Annotated in this window: 15 protein-coding genes; 5 read left to right on the forward strand and 10 right to left on the reverse strand. The window is 61.0% G+C overall.

All coding sequences use genetic code 11. From position 1 onward, the window contains the following. Positions 1-4: 4 nt before the first annotated feature. The 3 genes from asnB (at position 5) to P9273_RS26920 (ending at position 3,903) form a co-directional block, all read left to right on the forward strand. Positions 5-2,026 carry an asparagine synthase (glutamine-hydrolyzing) gene (gene asnB / locus P9273_RS26910; protein WP_278051480.1) on the forward strand — a complete coding sequence of 674 codons (2,022 nt, stop codon included), beginning with the start codon at positions 5-7 and terminating at the stop codon, positions 2,024-2,026. Next, entirely contained in the window at positions 2,023-3,576 is a 1,554-nt protein-coding gene (locus P9273_RS26915; protein WP_278051481.1) for a class I adenylate-forming enzyme family protein, read from the forward strand. The genes asnB and P9273_RS26915 overlap by 4 nt, the downstream gene beginning before the upstream one ends. Before the next feature lie 63 nt (positions 3,577-3,639). Further along, positions 3,640-3,903 (forward strand): acyl carrier protein, encoded by a 264-nt coding sequence (locus P9273_RS26920; RefSeq protein WP_278051482.1) that lies wholly within the window; start codon positions 3,640-3,642, stop codon positions 3,901-3,903. Positions 3,904-3,921: 18 nt separating this feature from the next. Here the strand turns inward: P9273_RS26920 and P9273_RS26925 are convergent, their stop codons facing one another. From P9273_RS26925 to P9273_RS26955, 7 genes are all read right to left on the reverse strand, one after another. Continuing rightward, positions 3,922-4,614: a N5-glutamine methyltransferase family protein gene (locus tag P9273_RS26925; protein WP_278051483.1), complete on the reverse strand. Its 693-nt coding sequence runs from the start codon at positions 4,612-4,614 to the stop codon at positions 3,922-3,924. Between the two features lie 55 nt (positions 4,615-4,669). Then, positions 4,670-5,872, reverse strand: a complete 1,203-nt coding sequence (locus P9273_RS26930) for a polysaccharide biosynthesis/export family protein (protein ID WP_278051484.1) — start codon at positions 5,870-5,872, stop codon at positions 4,670-4,672. A gap of 43 nt (positions 5,873-5,915) precedes the next feature. Further along, positions 5,916-7,184, reverse strand: coding sequence for a hypothetical protein (locus tag P9273_RS26935; protein WP_278051485.1), 1,269 nt, complete (start codon positions 7,182-7,184; stop codon positions 5,916-5,918). Continuing rightward, the gene (locus P9273_RS26940) at positions 7,181-8,185 is read right to left on the reverse strand and encodes an SDR family NAD(P)-dependent oxidoreductase (protein WP_041003410.1); all 1,005 of its coding nucleotides are present in this window, start codon (positions 8,183-8,185) and stop codon (positions 7,181-7,183) included. Before P9273_RS26940 ends, P9273_RS26935 begins: the two co-directional genes overlap by 4 nt. A gap of 65 nt (positions 8,186-8,250) precedes the next feature. After that, complete coding sequence (locus tag P9273_RS26945; protein ID WP_278051486.1) at positions 8,251-8,925, reverse strand: sugar transferase; 675 nt, start codon at positions 8,923-8,925, stop codon at positions 8,251-8,253. Then, on the reverse strand, positions 8,922-10,058 hold the full coding sequence (locus P9273_RS26950; RefSeq protein ID WP_041003407.1) for a DegT/DnrJ/EryC1/StrS family aminotransferase: 1,137 nt from the start codon (positions 10,056-10,058) through the stop codon (positions 8,922-8,924). Before P9273_RS26950 ends, P9273_RS26945 begins: the two co-directional genes overlap by 4 nt. Before the next feature lie 38 nt (positions 10,059-10,096). Then, positions 10,097-10,819, reverse strand: a complete 723-nt coding sequence (locus P9273_RS26955) for a nucleotidyltransferase family protein (RefSeq protein WP_041003405.1) — start codon at positions 10,817-10,819, stop codon at positions 10,097-10,099. A 418-nt stretch (positions 10,820-11,237) separates the two neighbouring features. Here P9273_RS26955 and P9273_RS26960 point away from each other — a divergent pair, with 418 nt between their 5' ends. Further along, positions 11,238-11,894 (forward strand): LuxR C-terminal-related transcriptional regulator, encoded by a 657-nt coding sequence (locus tag P9273_RS26960; RefSeq protein ID WP_041003403.1) that lies wholly within the window; start codon positions 11,238-11,240, stop codon positions 11,892-11,894. 1 nt (position 11,895) lies between these two features. Here P9273_RS26960 and P9273_RS26965 read toward each other — a convergent pair whose 3' ends face one another. Further along, entirely contained in the window at positions 11,896-13,575 is a 1,680-nt protein-coding gene (locus P9273_RS26965) for a PAS domain S-box protein (protein ID WP_278051487.1), read from the reverse strand. 217 nt (positions 13,576-13,792) lie between these two features. On the opposite strand from P9273_RS26965, the gene P9273_RS26970 reads away from it, so the two are divergent. Continuing rightward, the gene (locus P9273_RS26970) at positions 13,793-14,491 is read left to right on the forward strand and encodes a helix-turn-helix transcriptional regulator (protein ID WP_278051488.1); all 699 of its coding nucleotides are present in this window, start codon (positions 13,793-13,795) and stop codon (positions 14,489-14,491) included. 406 nt (positions 14,492-14,897) lie between these two features. Here the strand turns inward: P9273_RS26970 and P9273_RS26975 are convergent, their stop codons facing one another. Next, positions 14,898-16,004, reverse strand: a complete 1,107-nt coding sequence (locus P9273_RS26975) for a glycosyltransferase family 2 protein (RefSeq protein ID WP_278051489.1) — start codon at positions 16,002-16,004, stop codon at positions 14,898-14,900. Continuing rightward, positions 15,985-17,343 carry a lipopolysaccharide biosynthesis protein gene (locus P9273_RS26980; protein ID WP_278051490.1) on the reverse strand — a complete coding sequence of 453 codons (1,359 nt, stop codon included), beginning with the start codon at positions 17,341-17,343 and terminating at the stop codon, positions 15,985-15,987. The genes P9273_RS26975 and P9273_RS26980 overlap by 20 nt, the downstream gene beginning before the upstream one ends. Between the last annotated feature and the right edge of the window lie 229 nt (positions 17,344-17,572).

A 17,572-nucleotide genomic window follows, 5' to 3' on the forward strand; every position in this document is an offset into this window, starting at 1 on the left:
GACGATGTGCGGGATCGCCGGGATACTGGCGCTGAACGCCACCGCCGAGCCGCCTTCGCGCGAAGCATTGTTGCGCATGGCCGGCGCGCTTGCGCATCGCGGTCCTGACGAACGGGGGCTCTACCGCGACAGACGCGCCGGGCTGGCGCATGCCCGGTTGTCGATCGTCGATCTTCAACACGGGCAGCAGCCGCTCGCCGACTCCGATGGTCCGGCGTGGATCGTCTTCAACGGCGAGATTTTCAACTATCTCGAACTGCGCGACAGGCTGTTCGCCCTCGGCCATCGGTTTCGCACCCGCAGCGATACCGAAGTCGTCCTGCACGCTTATCGGGAGTGGGGCCAGGCAGCCTTCGAGCGTATGAACGGCCAATGGGCGCTGGCGATCTGGGACCCGGCTGCAGGCCGGCTGGTGCTGTCGCGCGATCGATACGGCATTTGCCCGCTGCATTTTTGCGAGCATGGCGGCCGCCTGTTCTTTGCGAGCGAAGTCAAAGCGATTTTCGCCGCCGAGGTCTCTATCCCGCGCGCGTTCGATCCAGCGGGTATCGATCAGACCTTCACCATGTGGACCGTCGTTGCGCCACAAACCGTGTTCCAGGGCATCCGGGAACTCCCGCCCGGACACGTGCGCCTCTATGAGAAAGGCGTGGCCCGAGAATACCCATTCTGGCAGCCGCGCTTTCCGGAAATCCAGGATCAGGACCAAGACCGGTTCAGCGGCTCCCTGGACGAGGCCGTGGAGGAAGTGCGGCTGATGCTGGAAGGCGCCGCAGCGTTGCGAATCGTGCAAGCCGATGTGCCGGTTGGCTGCTATCTGTCAGGCGGGCTCGACAGCTCCCTTGTCGCCACGCTCGGAAGGCGCTTCGCCGGCGAGCGTTTCCAGACCTTTTCGCTGCGTTTTGCCGATGCCGAATATGACGAGACCGAATTCCAGCGGCTCGTCGCAGACGCGACGGGCAGCGAACACCACGAAATAGTCGTTTCCCGCGACGATATAGCCGCAGTCTTTCCCGAGGTGATCCGCCACACCGAGCGGCCGATCCTCAGGACCGCGCCGGCACCACTGTTCCTGCTGTCGAGGCTCGTGCGGGAACGCGGCATCAAAGTCGTGCTGACCGGCGAAGGCGCCGACGAGATGTTTGCCGGTTATGACCTGTTCCGCGAGGGCAAGGTGCGCCGCTTCTGGGGACGCCAGCCGGCTTCGACCAAGCGCGCCCGACTGCTCGAACGGCTCTATCCATATCTGTCACGCTCACCGGTTCATCAGCAGGCACTGGCCCGGCAGTTCTTCGGCCGCAATATCGAGGCCCACGCCGCGGCCGGATTTGCGCATGACACGCGCTGGCGTACGACCAGCGCCATCAAGCGCCTGTTCTGCTCCGATATGCGGGCTGCCTCCGAACGCCGGGATGCGGTGAGCGAACTGATCTCGACGCTGCCGGCCGAATTTGCGCGCTGGAGCCCCCTCGCCCAGGATCAGTATATCGAGATCCAAACCTTGATGTCGGGCTACCTGCTCTCCTCGCAAGGCGACAGGATGCTGATGGCTCACTCCATCGAGGGCCGCTTCCCATTCCTGGATGACAATGTCGTGGCGTTGGCGAACGCACTTCCGGATGCCTACAAGCTGCGCGGTCTCGACGAGAAGCATGTGCTGAAGCGCGTCGCCGCGCCGATCCTGCCGCCGCGGGTCGTCGCCCGGAAGAAGCAGCCCTACCGGGCGCCGAATGCGATGAGTTTCTTTGCTGACGGCGCGCCGGCCTACATTGGCGACGCCTTGTCCGAGACGGCCGTGCGGGCGGCCGGCGTCTTCGATCCCAAGTCGGTGAGCCGGCTGGTCGGGAAGTGCCGGGCTCGAACCGGCGACGGCGACATGTCGAACTCCGACAACATGGCCCTGGTCGGCGTGCTGTCGACGCAGCTTCTGCACCAGCAATTCGTCGCAAATCGTCCTGCCGGCTCGACAAGGCCGGATCTCAGCATCGATGTCGATTACGAGCATCGCGAAAGGGAGTTGGCATGATCCACGGCGCCGTACCGCTCCTGCATGATTATCTGATCCACTCGGCCGGCCGGCTCGGCGACAAGGTGGCGTTGGTCTGCAACGGACGACGTGTCACCTACGGCGAACTCGACGAGCGTTCCAACGGGGTCGCTCAATGTCTGGCAACGGCCGGCGTGCAACGCGGCGACCGGGTGATGATCTTCGCCGACAACACGGTCGAGACGGTCGTCAGCTTCTGGGCGGTGCTGAAGGCAAACGCCGTCGTGTGCATCGTCAATCCGCTCACCAAAAGCGACAAGCTTGATTACCTGCTGAATGATTGCCGGCCGGCGGCGCTGATCACCGACCAGCATCTGCGCTCTGTGTTCAGTGAGCCGGCGCGAAATTGCCGATCGCTACGCCAGGTGATCGTGTCAGGGCCGATCGAGGACGACGAGCTTGGCCGGTTGCCGCAGGCAATGCGCTGGGAAACGGCCGCCGAGAGAAATCCCGCCGCGCCGGCGCGCAAATCAATCGACATCGATCTTGCGGCCATCATCTACACGTCCGGGTCAACGGGCGAGCCCAAGGGCGTGATGCTGACGCACCGCAATATGACCGCCGCATGCACCTCGATTGCGTCATATCTGGAGCTTCGCGAGGACGAGGTGATCCTCAACGTCCTGCCCCTCGCCTTCGACTACGGTCTCTATCAGATGCTGATGGCGTTCCGCACCGGCGCCCGGCTGGTTCTCGAGCGCTCTTTCGCCTTCCCGGCGCAGATCCTTCAGATCATCAAGGACGAGAGGGTCACAGGCTTCCCGGGCGTGCCCACCATCTTCGCCTCGCTGGCGGAGCTCAAGTCGCTGAAAGATCACGACTTCTCCAGCATCCGCTATGTCACCAACACCGCCGCCGCCTTGCCGCTCAAGCACATCACCATGCTTAGGGATCTGTTTGCCGGCGCCCGCATCTATTCGATGTACGGGCTCACCGAGTGCAAGCGCTGCACGTATCTGCCGCCGGAAGATCTCGAGCGAAAACCGCTGAGCGTGGGAATCGCGATCCCGAACACCGAGATGTGGATCGTCGACGACAACGATCAACGCGTCGAACCCGGGGTGGTCGGTCAACTTGTCATCCGTGGCGCGACGGTGATGAAGGGCTACTGGGGCAAACCGGAAGCGACCGCCAGGAAGCTCAAGCCCGGCCCCTTGCCGGGCGAGCAGGTGCTCTACACCGGCGACTACTGCCGAATGGACGCGGAGGGCTATCTCTATTTCATCGGCCGCAGCGACGAGATCATAAAATCCCGGGGCGAGAAAGTTGCGCCCAAGGAAGTCGAGAACGTGCTGGTGAACATCCCGGGCGTCAAGGAGGCTGCCGTGGTCGGCGTACCTGACGAGCTTCTCGGCCAAGCCGTGAAGGCCTTCGTCGTGATCGAGCAAGGCCGCATTGTCGGCGAGCGGCAGCTTCAGATGGAGTGCCAGAAGAGGCTTGAAAACTTCATGGTCCCGAAGTCCATCGTTATCGTGCCCAGCCTGCCGAGGACGGACACAGGGAAACTCAAGAAGGTGGCTCTTTCGTAGCCCCTGTCGGGCGGCGCGGACCGTATTTGGTTTTTCATCGGAGGGTGGGTTATGGATAATTTTTTGGCAACGAAGCCCGCGGGCGACATTTACACCAGACAAATTCGCGATTTCCTGGCTTCGAACTTCTACATCGCCGACGTCAAATCGCTCAGCGCCACGGAATCGCTGCTCGATCAGGGTATCGTCGACTCCACCGGCGTGCTCGAGGTCATCGGCTTCATCGAAGAAACCTTCGGCATCATGGTGGAAGACAGTGAGCTGCTCCCGGAGAATCTCGATTCCATCCAGGGCATAGCGCAGTTCATCGCGCGCAAGAGGGGATGAGCGCCTTCTGCGAGGCGCTCAGGGCTGCGCTTTTGCGTATCCAAGCACGACCCGCGCCTCGCCGGCGAGGTTGGTGACGGCGCGGACATTCTCGTAACCCCTGTTCCGCTCGAACAGGCTTGCGACCTGGCGATCCTGGCCGAGGCCGACTTCAAACAACAACACACCGCCGGGCCGCAGATACCGCAAAGCATCCCTCACCACGCGCATGTGGATGGCGATGCCGTAAGGCCCGGCCGCAAAGGCTTCGCGCGGCTCGAGCGCGACCAGATGAGAGCGGTCGCCCTCCAGCCGCTTCTCCGAGATATAGGGCGGATTGCACACGACAACATCGATCGTGCCCTGAGGCACCAGGGTGGAGAGAGCTTCGAACAGATCGCCCTGCTGGACCGACACCCGATCAGCCAGTCCATGGTGGGCGACATTCCGGCACGCCACCGCGACACATCCATCGGTAAGATCGCTTGCCCAGACCTGCGCCGCCGGAACCTGGTGGGAGATCGCGCAGGCGAGATTGCCGGCCCCGCAGCACATGTCGATCACGCGCGGCGCCGGCAGGTTCATTTGATGCAATACGTCGACGGCGGTCGAGCCCAGCAGTTCCGTCTCCGGCCTCGGCACAAGCGCGCCGGATGCGACAAGCATCTCCATTCCCATGAAGACCGCGCTGCCTCTGCTATAGGCGTCTGCCACATCGATGTCCTGGCTCAAGACTTGCCTCCACAACCGGATCCAGCACTCGCCGAATGGTGCAGAAGCGCCGGCGCTATTGCGCCGCCGCGCTCTCCAGCTCGCTGCTGAACCTGACCTCGATCGTATCTCCCGGCGCCACCTCGGCATCCTCGTCGGCGGCCTCCTTGCGCCATTGCCCATCGACGTTGCGAATAATTGTCATCTGGGCTCGAACGGTCTCGCCGGCGATGGAAAGAGGCGCGGCGGTTGCACCCAAGGGCTGCAACTTCTGACTCGCGGCGCGAAGTCTTGTGCCGATATCGGCCAGGCGAACCTCGGTGTCCCGCAATTCGTTCAGCAGACCGATGCGCCTTTGGTTCTCGTTGCGCTCGAGCTGCCTGGCAAAGTCTTCCTGCTGGCGCTTTGTTCTCATCAGCTCGACCGATGTTTCCAGCGCCCGGCTGGACGAAAGCAGGACGGCGCGCCGGACATCGGCGAGCCTGTTGTTCGTCAGGTTTCCAGCCTTGAACGCTTTGGTGACCTGCTCCAGGTCCTCTTCATCGGCCTTGACGGCATCCGCTTCATCCTGTGCGCGCTTGATCAGCGTCTCGATCTGCGCCGCGGCATCCTTGGCGCCCTTTTCGACAAAGCTCTGCTCTTGCTTAAAATTATCCAGGGAGAGCTTGAGCGCTTCCGCTTCGGCCTTTGCTATGCCCGCCGCTAGCGCAGGGGAAAGCGGCGATCCTTGCGGAGGCTGCGTGTCGAAGCTTTCCTGCTTGTCGAGCTCGGCGCGCAGGCGCGCGCTGTGGAAGTAGTCCCTGGTGTATTCTCCCCAGATCATCTCGTAATCGCGTCGCAGATCCGTCGGATCCGGGCCTGCCTGGTTGGTCCGCGCCCGCAAAAGGCTGAAACCGCCGGCCACGGCGATCGCCTGGCGCACGGTCATCAGCGGGCGGTAGGCCTGCTGTCCGGGGGTGAGCACATCGCCGGTCACATAGATGGGGCGATACTCGGCGATGATCGCCGTTACGTCGCTCGGCCTTACGACCACCATCTGTTCGCGGCCGTCGGGCATGCGGATGTGGAAGATCTTGGTCGGCAGGACCGTTTGCATACGGCTCTGCAATTCGGGTGGCGTCAGACCGCCGACCGAAACCGTGCCGGCCTCGGGCAGGACGATCGTGCCATCCATTTGGACGACGGCACGTTGCGTCCGGTCGGGGATGGAGGTTATTCCGATCTCGACCGTGTCGCCCGGCGAAATCCGGTAGGTCGATGTCTCGGCCGCCACGGCCATCGACGCTGTGGCACAGACTGCAAGAAGCGCAAAGGAGAACCGGCTAAGGCTGGTCATTGGCAACAACCTCCTTGGGGTTTTGGCGTTCGCTCCAATCGAGGCGCGCGACGAACTCGTAGACCGGGCCGCCCGGCACGCCCCAGTTGCTCGACCAGATCACCTGGGAGCCATCCGGAGAAGGCGAGGCATGCGTTTCGCTCCAGTAGTCGGAAGGAGGATTCCGCGTCTGCACGACACGACGGATGGCGCCGCTGCCGTCGGTGCGAAGGGCGATGACCTCGCGCGCATAGGGAGCCCAGCCAGGATTGGCCGATACCTCGTGCGGGTCACCGCCATAGCTCAGGAAAACCCAGTCGCCCCTGGCCACGGCCCGGGCCGATGCATGCTCCGCCTGACCGTATGCGGTCAGGGACGTCACCTTCCCGTCCGAGAGCCTGCGCTTGATGACCTGGAACTTGTCGGGGTCGGATTTGCTTATGCCGACATAAACCTCGCTGCCGTCCGCGTCGACGGTCAGATCGCCATGGCCTGGACGATGATGGTCAGTCCATCTCTGATGCAAGGTGCCGTCGACGGTGAAGATGGCTCTCTGCTCCGTGCCATCCACAAGATTTTGGAAACACAGGATATACGCTCCGAGCGGTGAGATTGTGCAGGAACTGGCCTTTCCAGGTACCTGAGAAAGGTCGATATCCGGAAATTTCTGCCGCTGGCTCAGATCATAGGCAAAAACGACGTCCGCGCCGTCCTTGCGGATCGCGCGGACCGCGATGCGGCTACCGTCCCGGCTGGGATTGCCCTTCGATGGACCGAATTGCAGATCGTGGTAGTCCGCGGATGTGAAAAGGACGTCTTCGCGGTTGGTCCGTGGCGCCCAGGTTGAGACCGCCCGGTCCTGAACGCAGATCATCAATTCGGCATTTCGGGGATGCCACTCGCACTCGCCCCCTCTTTTGCGCCAAAACAGCGCCTTGTAGGTGTGCCCGTCGAGAAAGCACATACCATTGCAGCCATTGTCGAGCAGGAGCAGTGTCTGGTCCGCGTTCCAGGCTTGAGCGCTCGAATAGCGATGGCTGCAATATTTGGGCCCGCAAACGACCCCATTTCCAAGAGGGCCGGGCTTGGAGATGCGGACGATGCTCGTGCCGAATGCGGGGTCCGTGGCGGGACGAAGATATTCCGGCAAATTCATCGCCACCGGAGCCACGAAGCCGGCGAACGTGTCGCTCGCCTGCCCCCCTACCGTTCGCAGGCCGACAAATGCGGCAACGCAAACCAGCAGCAATGCGGCGGAAAGCTTGGAAAACCTCATGTCATGTAGCTCATTTCATGACGTACGCGCCCCTCGCTCAGGCGCGCCCGCCACCAGGCGATGGTCCGCCTAAGGCCTTCGCGCAAGTCCGTTTTAGCCCGCCATCCAGTTGCGCTTTCAAGCCGGGATGAATCCGCCAACAGCGCCCGGACCTCGGAATTTTGCGGGCGCAGCCGGCTCTCGTCACGACGGACGGGCTTGTTGGAACCGCTCAACTCCAGCACCAGGTCCAGCACGTCGGATATGGTCACGGCACGCTGGCTTCCGGCATTGTAGGCATGGCCGAATTCGAGCTCGGCGGAACCTGCGCTGAGAAACGCCGCGGCCGTGTCCTCGACGAAGGTAAGGTCGCGGACCGGACTCGTATCCCCTACCATGATGGCCTGGCATTTTGGGTCGACGGCCTGCCTGATGAGGGTCGGAACAATCGCCCGTTCGCTTTGCCGTGGCCCGAAGGTGTTGAATGGACGCAGCACCACGACGGGAACATCGAAGGAGCGGGCGTAAGATTCCGCCATCATGTCGGCTCCGATCTTGGAAGCCGAGTAGGGCGACTGGCCCTGCAGCGGGTGGGTTTCGTTGATCGGCATGGTCAAAGCGGTGCCATACACCTCACTGGTCGAGGTGTGCACGATGCGCTCGGTATCCCACTGACGGGCGGCTTCGAGCACATTCACGGTGCCCAGGACGTTGGTTTCCACATACGACTGGGCGGCCGCGTAGGAGTAAGGAATGGCGATCAATGCGGCGAGATGAAACACGACGGCTTGGCCGCGTACGATCCGGTTCAGGAAGGCACTGTCGCGAACGTCGCCGCGGACGAGCTTGAGCTGGCTTCGGATCTCGTCCGGCAGGTCATCCAGCCAGCCGTGGCTGTCGAACGAATTGTAGAGAGCCAACGCCGTCACATCGGCCCCGCCGCGAACCAGCGCTTCAGTCAGATGCGAGCCTATGAAGCCATCCGCCCCGGTGACCAATACTCTCTTGCCCTTGTAGGTCATGTCCTGACAGTCCTCGCACTCCTTGGCCCTAACCCGGCGAATGCCGCGACGACCATTCGAACGGCTCATGCGCCGGTCGAACGGCCCGCAGTCGTGCCGAGAACGATGAAAACACCTCGAATGATGAGCGCCGCGTCCGAAAGGATTGTCCGGCGGCCATAATAAGAAAGATCGATCTTCGCCTTTGCCGGAAACAGAACCTCCTTGTAGAAGGCAGTCGGCTCGACATCTCGAGGATAGAAATGAGCCTCATGACGGAACATGATCTGAGCAGGACCGAACAGGCCTGGCTTGTATTGCAGGACAGCTTCGTAGCCGTCCCTGAAGCACTCAGCGAATGACAAGCTTTCCGGGCGCGGGCCGACCAGCGCCATGTCGCCTTTCAGAACGTTCCACAGCTGCGGCAGCTCGTCCATTTTGCTGAAAGCAAGAAACCTGCCCACCGTCGTCATCCGCGCGTCGTTGGCAAGCGTCAGCGCGAGCCCCCCCGTATCGCACTGCGGGTAGAATTTTCGGAACTTGTACATACGGAAAAGGTGACCGCCGGCGCCAATTCGCGGCTGGACAAAGAGCACCGGGCGGCCGCCTTCGATCAGCAGTGCCGCTGCAATAAGCAGCATTAACGGAGACAGGACGATGAGGCCAAGACACGCGGCAATGATGTCGATGGCGCGCCGGCCTCGTCCATGGCTCACGCAGCGCATTGCAAGCCGGCCAATGGGCATGTCCAACGCGTTCATGCCGCTGTCCCTGCTCGGGCACAGCTGTTGAGGGCGGATGCCAGGGCGTCCACGACTGCTTCCACCACGGGAGATGTTATCTGCGGATGCAGCGGAATGGTCAGTTCACGGTCGGCGAAGTCCTCGGTGCGCGGCAGATGAACTCCGGGGAAAAGCTCCCGGTAGAGCGTCATTTGATGCACAGGCGGATAGTGAATTGTCGTCTGTATGCCCTGCGCCCGCAGTTCATCGATGACCTCTTGTCGGTTGACGTAACGGGGCAACAGGATCGGCATGATGTGATAGGCAGAGCGGCGCGGTTCGGCAAACGGCATGGAAACGGCCGGACAGCGCATGGAGATGAGGCGTCGATACAATGTGACAAGGACGCGCCTGACCTCATTCCATTCCTGCAGATTGCGAAGCTGAACCAGGCCGATGGCTGCCCGCAATTCATCCATGCGATAGTTGAAGCCCAGCATGGTCACATCGTATTGCGGCGTGCGGCTGTTCAGCCTCTGCCGCGTGCCGGTGGTCATGCCGTGGCCACGCGCCTGTCGAATCTTCTCCCGCAGGTCGGGGTCACGCGTAATGACCACGCCGCCTTCGGCGGTGGTCATATTCTTATTGCCGTAGAAGCTGAACGCCGCTCCCGCGCCAAAGGTCCCAACCTCCTTCAGGCCGGGAGCATGCGCGGCGTCCTCGATAATGTAGAGCCCTCGCGCGCTTGCGAATGTCTGCCACTCCAGCTTGTTTGCGAGATAGCCTGCGAAATGGACGAGAATTACAGCCCTGGTGCGGGAGGTGCAGCTTGCCTCCGCATCCTCGACCGACATCAGAGGCACGTCATCGGATTCTATATCGACGAAGACGGGCTTGGCGCCGACGTACAAGACTGCGTTCACGGTCGCCACGAATGTCAACGAAGGCACCAGAACCTCGTCGCCGGGTCCGATTCCTAGTCCATGCAGAATAAGGTGGAGGGCTGCGGTGCAGGAATTGACGGCGACACAATCGTCGGCGCCATGCATCGCGGCGAACGCTTCTTCGAATGCCCTGACGCGTTCGCCCATCGTCAGCCAGCCGCTGTCGATTACTTTCGACAAAGCGGCCTTCTCCGGCACACCCAACAAGGGAGCACTAACCAAGAGCATCCCAACCTCCCGGTGACTCTCGCGACTGGAAAATCCGCTCAGGCTGCGGCCGCGGCGACCTCTATCGAAGCTGACTGCTCCTCCCAGGAAACCGTCTGCGCCTTCTGGAAATCTTCGACGCGGCCAATGTCCAGCCAAAGCCCCTCGTGCTTGTAGACGTGCACGACCTGCCCATCCTGGAGCATTTGCAACATGAGATCGTCGAAGCCGAAGGGGATGCCGGATGGAATGAACTGCAGAACCGCCGGATTCATGCAGTAGATTCCCATGCTCACCAGATGAGTGAGCGCAGGCTTTTCGCGAAACACCTGGACAGTGTCATTGACCTCGTCGATGACGCCAAAGTCCATTTTGGTGACGCGCGCCGCCGTCGCGATTGTAACCAGATCTTTGTGGGCCCGGTGCGCCGCCACGAACCGGCTGAGGCTCAGATCGGTAAGCACATCGCCATTGAGGACCAGAAATGGTTCATCCAATTCGTCCCTAATCAGGGAGAGTGGGCCGATGGTCCCGAGCGGTTCCATTTCCTGCGTATAGCGTATCTTGAGGTTCCATTGCGAACCGTCGCCACACACGCTGCGGATCAGATGGCCGAGGTAGCCGGTCGTGACGTAGACATTCTCGATGCCGTTGCGCCGCAACCATTTGAGCAGCAACTCAAGCACCGGCCGGGCACCGATAGGCATCAGAGGCTTTGGCAGAACCGATGTGAAGGGACGCAGACGCATGCCCATTCCACCGCATTGGATAACAGCTTTCATAGGATACTCCCTGCGCACACGGCCGACACAGGCCAACAATCAAGCTCGGCGTCCGAACCTCGCCCGTGCAGCTCCTGCCACCCGATCTGCCAGACGTGCTCCGAACTAAGCGAGAGATACGCTCAGCCTGCAGGCCTGTCGTCGTGCGTTCGAATGGCGCGCTCAGCTGGACGATGGTGAAAGGGCAGGCGGTGTTGCAGCATGCGCGGGCGCGGACTCCATCGCGGCCAGGGACCAAGGTCCGACTTTGCATTATGGTAAACGCGGAGTAGCCTTTTTTATTGGAAGGGGTAGATTGCTGTTGGGTTCCAGCTTGGCGGACCAAGTCACGCATCGTCACAGAATTAAGTCCTGTAGGCAAAGACGTTCTGGACGTGTGCCGTAGTCTCCGGGCCGGAAGTGCGTGCGTTGGGGTACAATGTACAAAATTGTCATCGCCGATGATCACGGTCTCTATAGGCGTGGCCTGCGGTTGGCGCTGACTGCCGGCATTGAGGACGTCGAGATATTCGAGGCCGCATGCTTCGATGCCGTGGTTGGCCTTCTTGCCGAGCACGAGCGGGTCAACCTCGCGATGCTCGACCTGAACATGCCTGGGCTCTTCACTCAAGAAGTGATCGGCGATGTTTTGGCCGCGTACCCAGACACGCGCTTTGCGATCGTTTCGGGAAACGATTCACGCTCCGAAATCCTGACCGCTCTCAATGTGGGACTGCACGGCTATATCGTGAAATCGCAAAGCGATGACGAGGTCGTGCTCGCGGTCAAGGAAATCCTCGCGGGCCGCATATACGTGCCGGCGCTCCTTTCCCGACATTTGGGAACCCACGATCAGGTGCTCGAAATCCGTCACGGCAGCAACGCCGGCGCTGGCGCTCTTGAAAGACTCACATCCCGCCAAAAGGATGTTCTGCGGCTGATGGCGGATGGATATTCGAACAAGGAGATAGCGAGAGATCTCGATATCGCCGAGGCCACCACAAAGATTCATGCGGCGGCGATCATGCGGGAATTGGGAGTGCGCAATCGCACCGAGGCGGCGGTTCTGATAAAGACCTGGTTTGGAACGGTGTGAGCTAAGCGTGCACTTCCTTCGACGACAGCCGAAGGGAATATCGCAATCCATCCTCCCGCACCTCGAATTGCGAGGAATGGCCTATAAGTGGTGTCCCGTCGACTCCCAGAACCACGGATCCGAAACCCGGGCGCTTGATCGAAGCCGCGCGCCGGCGCCCCGTTTCTATCCACTCGAAAACAATCTCATCGTCCGCCCCGGCTGACGTGAAATCCCAACGTGCCTCAACGTTGCCCTGCGCATCGCCGAGCACGCCGTGCTTGATCGAATTGGTCGTGAGCTCGTGGACAATCATTGCGAAACTCTCCGCCGCCCCGCCTGAAATCCTGACATCGGGGCCCGTGATCACTGTCTTGCCAGCGTCCGCGAAAGGCTTCAGTTCCCGCACCAGGAGATCACGGATGGTGGATGATCCATCCGCGCTGCGCGTGAGCAGCATATGCGTCGCCTCAAGCGCGCGAATTCGCTCGACCAGCATTTCCTTGAACTTGGCGAGACTGCCCTCCGGCGCGTCCAGCATCTTCACTATCGCCGTGATGACGGGGAACAGATTGCTGAACCGGTGACGCTGCTCCAGCATCAATTTTTCTTGCCGTCTTACCGCAGCCCGCAGCAGCGTGGTTTGCCGTCGCTCGGTCAGATCCGCCGCGATGCCAATGCGCTGGTCACGGCCATTGCGGCTTTCCTCGCGTCCCCGCAAGGCGACCCAACGGACTTCGCCGCCAGGGCGCTGGAGGCGAACCTCCACGTCGTAGTTGGCCCCGGGCTGCCCCTTTCCTGGACGCGACACCAGCTTCTCCCAGTCCGCGGCGTGGATGATGGATGACAGATCCGACAGGGGGCGGAACGCGGCCGGAGGCAAGCCTAGAATCTCCCAAAACTGACGTGAGCCCGAGATCACGTCCTGGCTATAGTCTATGCGCCAGGTGCCCAACCGGCCGGCAGACAATGCGAGGTCGAGCCATTCGTTTTGAGCTATCAGCGCTTCGCGGGCGGCTCTTCGCTCGGTTATGTCGTCTACGACCACAAACAGGCTGTCCAACGGCACCGTGTCAGACGCAGAAAGAGAGAGCGTCAACCAAGCCCAAAGTGTGCTGCCATCCCTTCTGATCAGACGCATTTCCGAGCCGAACCACGGCGCTTCGGAGGTCAAGGCGGCGAGCGAATTCTTCAGCAGCGCGCGATCGTCTTGATGGACAAGCTCATCTATGGGCCGCCCGACAAGCTCGTCTTCGGGGTAGCTGAGCAAGGCACTGAGGCGTTTGTTCAGCCTCAGCAATTCCCCTCTGTCGTTCGCAGTCGCAAAGCCCAGCGCAGCTCGTTCAAAAGCCCGGCGGTAACGGGACTCCGCAGCCTCGACCGCGGCGAGCCTGACGTCCAGCGCGGCTTGTAAGCTTTGCCTGGACCGATCGAAAAGAAAGGCGATCATGCCCCCGGCAAGCACAAGCAGGATTGCGCGCGCCCAATCATCGGCGAGAGGCTGACCATTCATAACCATCCGGGCACCCAGGCCGGCAGCCGCCATCAAAAGCGTCGATCCGACCGCAATCAGGCGGCTTTCCAGGAAGGCGATGACAACAATCGCCGGAATAAATTCAAGGAATGCGGGGTCTGTGGCACCCGCGACGGAAACAGTTACCTCAAAGAGCAGCGTGGCGACCAGAACAGCCGTCGACGCCAAGTGAGTTGGCGACAGGATCGGACCTCCTCGGCAACTTCATCCAAATTAACTACAACTTTTGGTCTAGTTCGTCGAGGTTAGATCATCGACCGTGCAGCTAGTACGACTGGTTGCTTTCAGGCCGCCAAAAATCAGGGTCTTATGAAGCCAGCACAATCGTCTGGCTGTCCGTCGTCAAGCGCGGACAACAGAGACAGAAAACAAGGATGGATGATCCATGAATCTGGTCAGCGGGCGGAATGACACGGGGTCGATCGCAAGGTTTGGCATGGTCGCGGCTGGTGCCGGCAGCAGAACAACGACCGCGTTCGCGCGAAGCGCTTCACGCAAAACCATCAGGCCGGCCACCAATGGCACATGCGTGCGGCCGCGCCTTAATTCCATAACCGGCATGCTCGAGCGCATCGGCTGCGGGTGGCTTGTGCTGAGTGAGGCAAAGAGGGTGCTTGAATGGAATGCGGCCGCCGAAACCATCCTCGAGGCCTGTGCGGATTCTCTGGATTCGCCCGGCGATCTATCGGCGGCACTAAGGAGCCTTATCGCTGGCGTGCCTGCGCATTTTCCTGCCGGATCGTTGTCCTGGATCGTCATTCGCAGCGCTGGCGACCGGCCGGTTATCATGAACGAAGAAGGCGTTGTCACCCCCGATGGGTCGATCATCGTCGCGCTTCTCGATCGCCAGCCGAGAACCGGACCCAATCCGGAGACCCTGCGGAAAATGTTTGGGTTGACCGGCGCCGAAACACAGCTGGCGTTGCGTTTGGCGAGTGGCGACGCCCCCTTGGAAATTGCCGAGCGCAACCGGCTCAGCCGAACCACGATCCGCACCCAGCTCGCCTCGCTATTCGCCAAGACAGAGACAAGGCGTCAGGCGGAGCTGGTCGCTCTTCTGGGGCGCATCTCGGTGCTGCCATAGAACCAGAAACCCTCCGATCATCCGGCGTGCTTGGTTTTCCGAGAGCACGCCGTTTGCTCCACGTCTGCTTCGAGCGTTTCACCGTTTCACGGTTCGGCGAAGCGCTCTTTTCTTTTGTATTGATGCAATTCCGGACGGAAAACGCTCATCCTTTTCCTGGAATTTGCTCCGTGCAAATGACTACGCCCGCCCTGTTTCTAAGGCATCGGCCGAATGCGGTCTCGACGCCAATGACGCCTAGACTAAACTGCCCTATCTCCTTGTTTAGCCGCATTTGTGTGACGCCAAGCGATTCCGCTTGGCTGCAAAATGCTCTAGCGGCTCGCGCAGGGTGCCGGTATCGAGCTGTCCCGCGGAATACCAACACAATTCCTCAGGCGGGCCTCGGCATATCAGGAGCGTATTGTCAGCGTTTACGGGTCCGCAGCGCGCCGAGTTTTGGTCGGATCCTGAACAGGTATTCCAGGGCATACTGGTTCGCGATCTTCATCACGGACGGCCGAAAGATCTGCACGGCGTCTCGCATCGTCGTTCGCCAGGACTGATTTCGGAACCTGGCCGGGATGCGAGCGACCCGCAGCGCACGCAAAAGCGGCTCCGGTTCCGGGAGGCCCCTTCTATCCTCGATCAGATCCCAATTGAGCTGTTTGACGGCAAGAGTGACCTCATCCACGTCCTCGTAGCTCTTCGACGTCGTTATGCTCGGATGATGTGTCGCATCATAGAAGATCAACCCTTCGTTGATTGCCACCATCTCGCCGTAGCGGGCCAGATCGACAAAGAACAATTGATCGACGCCGGCCGGGATGGATTTGTGTGCGCGCATCTGGCATCCGGCGTGGATCACGGCGGCGTTGATCAGCAGCGTCGACGGAATGATGCCAAGGCTCCTGGTCACCCGTACCAGATAGAGGTCCGTCAGGCATTGCTGGCTCGAATAGAGCGAGACCCGGTTTTGCTCCGGCGGGTCCGACCGCATCACGATCCGGTTTTCCTCAACAACATGCGCCGCGCAGGTCATGAACGCTGCCGACGGATATTTGACCGAGATCTCGGCGAACCTCTTCAGAGCGCCCGGGGCCAGCCAATCGTCGTCATGCAACAATTTGATCCATCTGCCTGTGCAGGCAAGCATGGCGTTGTTGGTGTTTTCCACCTGCCCCCGGCCCCTGCGGTTTTCGACGATCCGGATGCGCGGGTCGCGTCGCGCATACTCTTCCAAGATGGGCCAACTCGACCCCTTTGGTCCTTCGTCGTCGCTGACGACAAGTTCCCAGTTGGAAAAGTCCTGCCCCACAATGCTGTCGATGGTGCGCCTGATGGTGTCCGGCCGGCGAAACGTCGGAACGGCAACGGAAATGAACGGGCGCGCGGGTGACGTGTCGGCAGCATGAGCGACATTGGCCACGGGGCCAAGCGCTGACAGATTTGTCTCACTTTTGCCGCCGGTCGCCGGCTCTAGCGACGGCATGGCTCCTTCAGGACGCGTGTCGCTACTCAACAGGAGCTTCATCGTGCTGTTTCCTCGCGATTGAATACGGACTGGACAATGTCGCCTGTGCCGGTTCGGTTTCCCGCTTCAGAAGGTACAATGAGGCTGCGGTTTTGATGGCAAACCCAACCATCCCGCCAATAGCCATGAGATAGATGACGTCAATAGCTTCCCACCCAGCCTTGGCGCCGGCGAGCAGCGGACCGAAGACAAGCACCATCCGCGCCGCGTCGACGACCAGCCGCACCTCCTGCCGCCGCAACAGGGCAGGAATTTCACTGAGCGGTGTCGACAAGGCCTGCACCGCGCCCATGAATGCCAAGGCAGTCATAATTTGCGCAGTCGGCATCCAGGCCTCGCCCAGGAGCGGGACGACGAGGTATGGAGCAGCCAGCCCAAGCGCCAAGATGGGCAACGCAGTAAGGCCCGTGACAAGGATCAAGAGGCCACGCGCGACGCCAAGGATATGTCCGCGATCGCTGCTCTTGTTCGCCTCGGCGACGAACACGTTGCTCAGCGGAGTGGCTATCAGCACGATGGGCCCTGTTACCAGCCGTGACGCGACGCCGAGATAACCGGCGAAAGCTGCGCCGAACAACGAACCTACGAGAATTGCCGGAAGATTGTTGATGGCATAGCTGCCGAGGGTCGCGGGGATATCGAACAATGGGAACTTGTATTCCCTGACTGCCTTGTTGAAGGCACTTCTCCATGGCGCTCGATAGATGCCACGCAGGTCGTCCCAACTCAGAATCCGAGAGCCCAGAAAGGCGAGAAAAATGAACTGGCTGAGGACATGCGCATGCACCATCGCCTCGCCCCCGAGATGGGCTACGCCAAAAATCAGTTGCAGCAACGCCATGGTGGCCGGCAAGATCAGCCGGCCGAGAGCGAAATCGCGCAGCAGGCCCGCACGCAAGGCCCAGCAATTCATCGCTTCGACGAGCGCGGCGCCGCTCATGCCAAGCGGAACGAGCCAGAAAAGGTGCCTGAGCTGGGTAGGCGCCAGACCCAAAAGCATCTGCCCTACAGCAAAAGCGAGCACACCCGTCGTCAACACGGCCATCACGATAAGCTTTACGGTGACGTAGATCTGCTCGGTTTCCTTGACCCCATAGAGCGAGGGCTCGAAGCGCAGCGCTGCGACCGCGCCGAGGATGTTTACCGTTGCGAGATAGATCGTGAAGATGCCGAAGTCGGCAGGGGAATAGAGACGGGCCAGTATCGGAATGGTGGCGACCAGGGTGAGTTGCCCTGCAATCGCCATTGCCGAAACGCCGCCCGCCGCGCGGACGATCTTGCCAATCGGGCTTGCTGTTATCCGCCCCTCCCTGGATCTCAGAAAGTCGCTGTAGGACATTGGTTCGCGATTCCGAGAAACGGCTGACGACTGGAATAGGAGCGTACGGAGGCTGTCGCATCACGCCATCATTCACCTGAATGATGGCACGCATCCAAATGCCGGTTCGATCCGTGGTGGGGGAATAAAACATCGATTGGGGATGAGAAAGCTCGGTTGTCGACCAACGGTCCCGTCAGCATGTCGGCTGCGTTTTTCCGAGTTGGATCAGCAGGTTGGATGGCCAAAG

The organism is Mesorhizobium sp. WSM4935, assembly GCF_029625735.1.
In the GTDB taxonomy this organism is placed as follows: Bacteria; Pseudomonadota; Alphaproteobacteria; order Rhizobiales; family Rhizobiaceae; genus Mesorhizobium.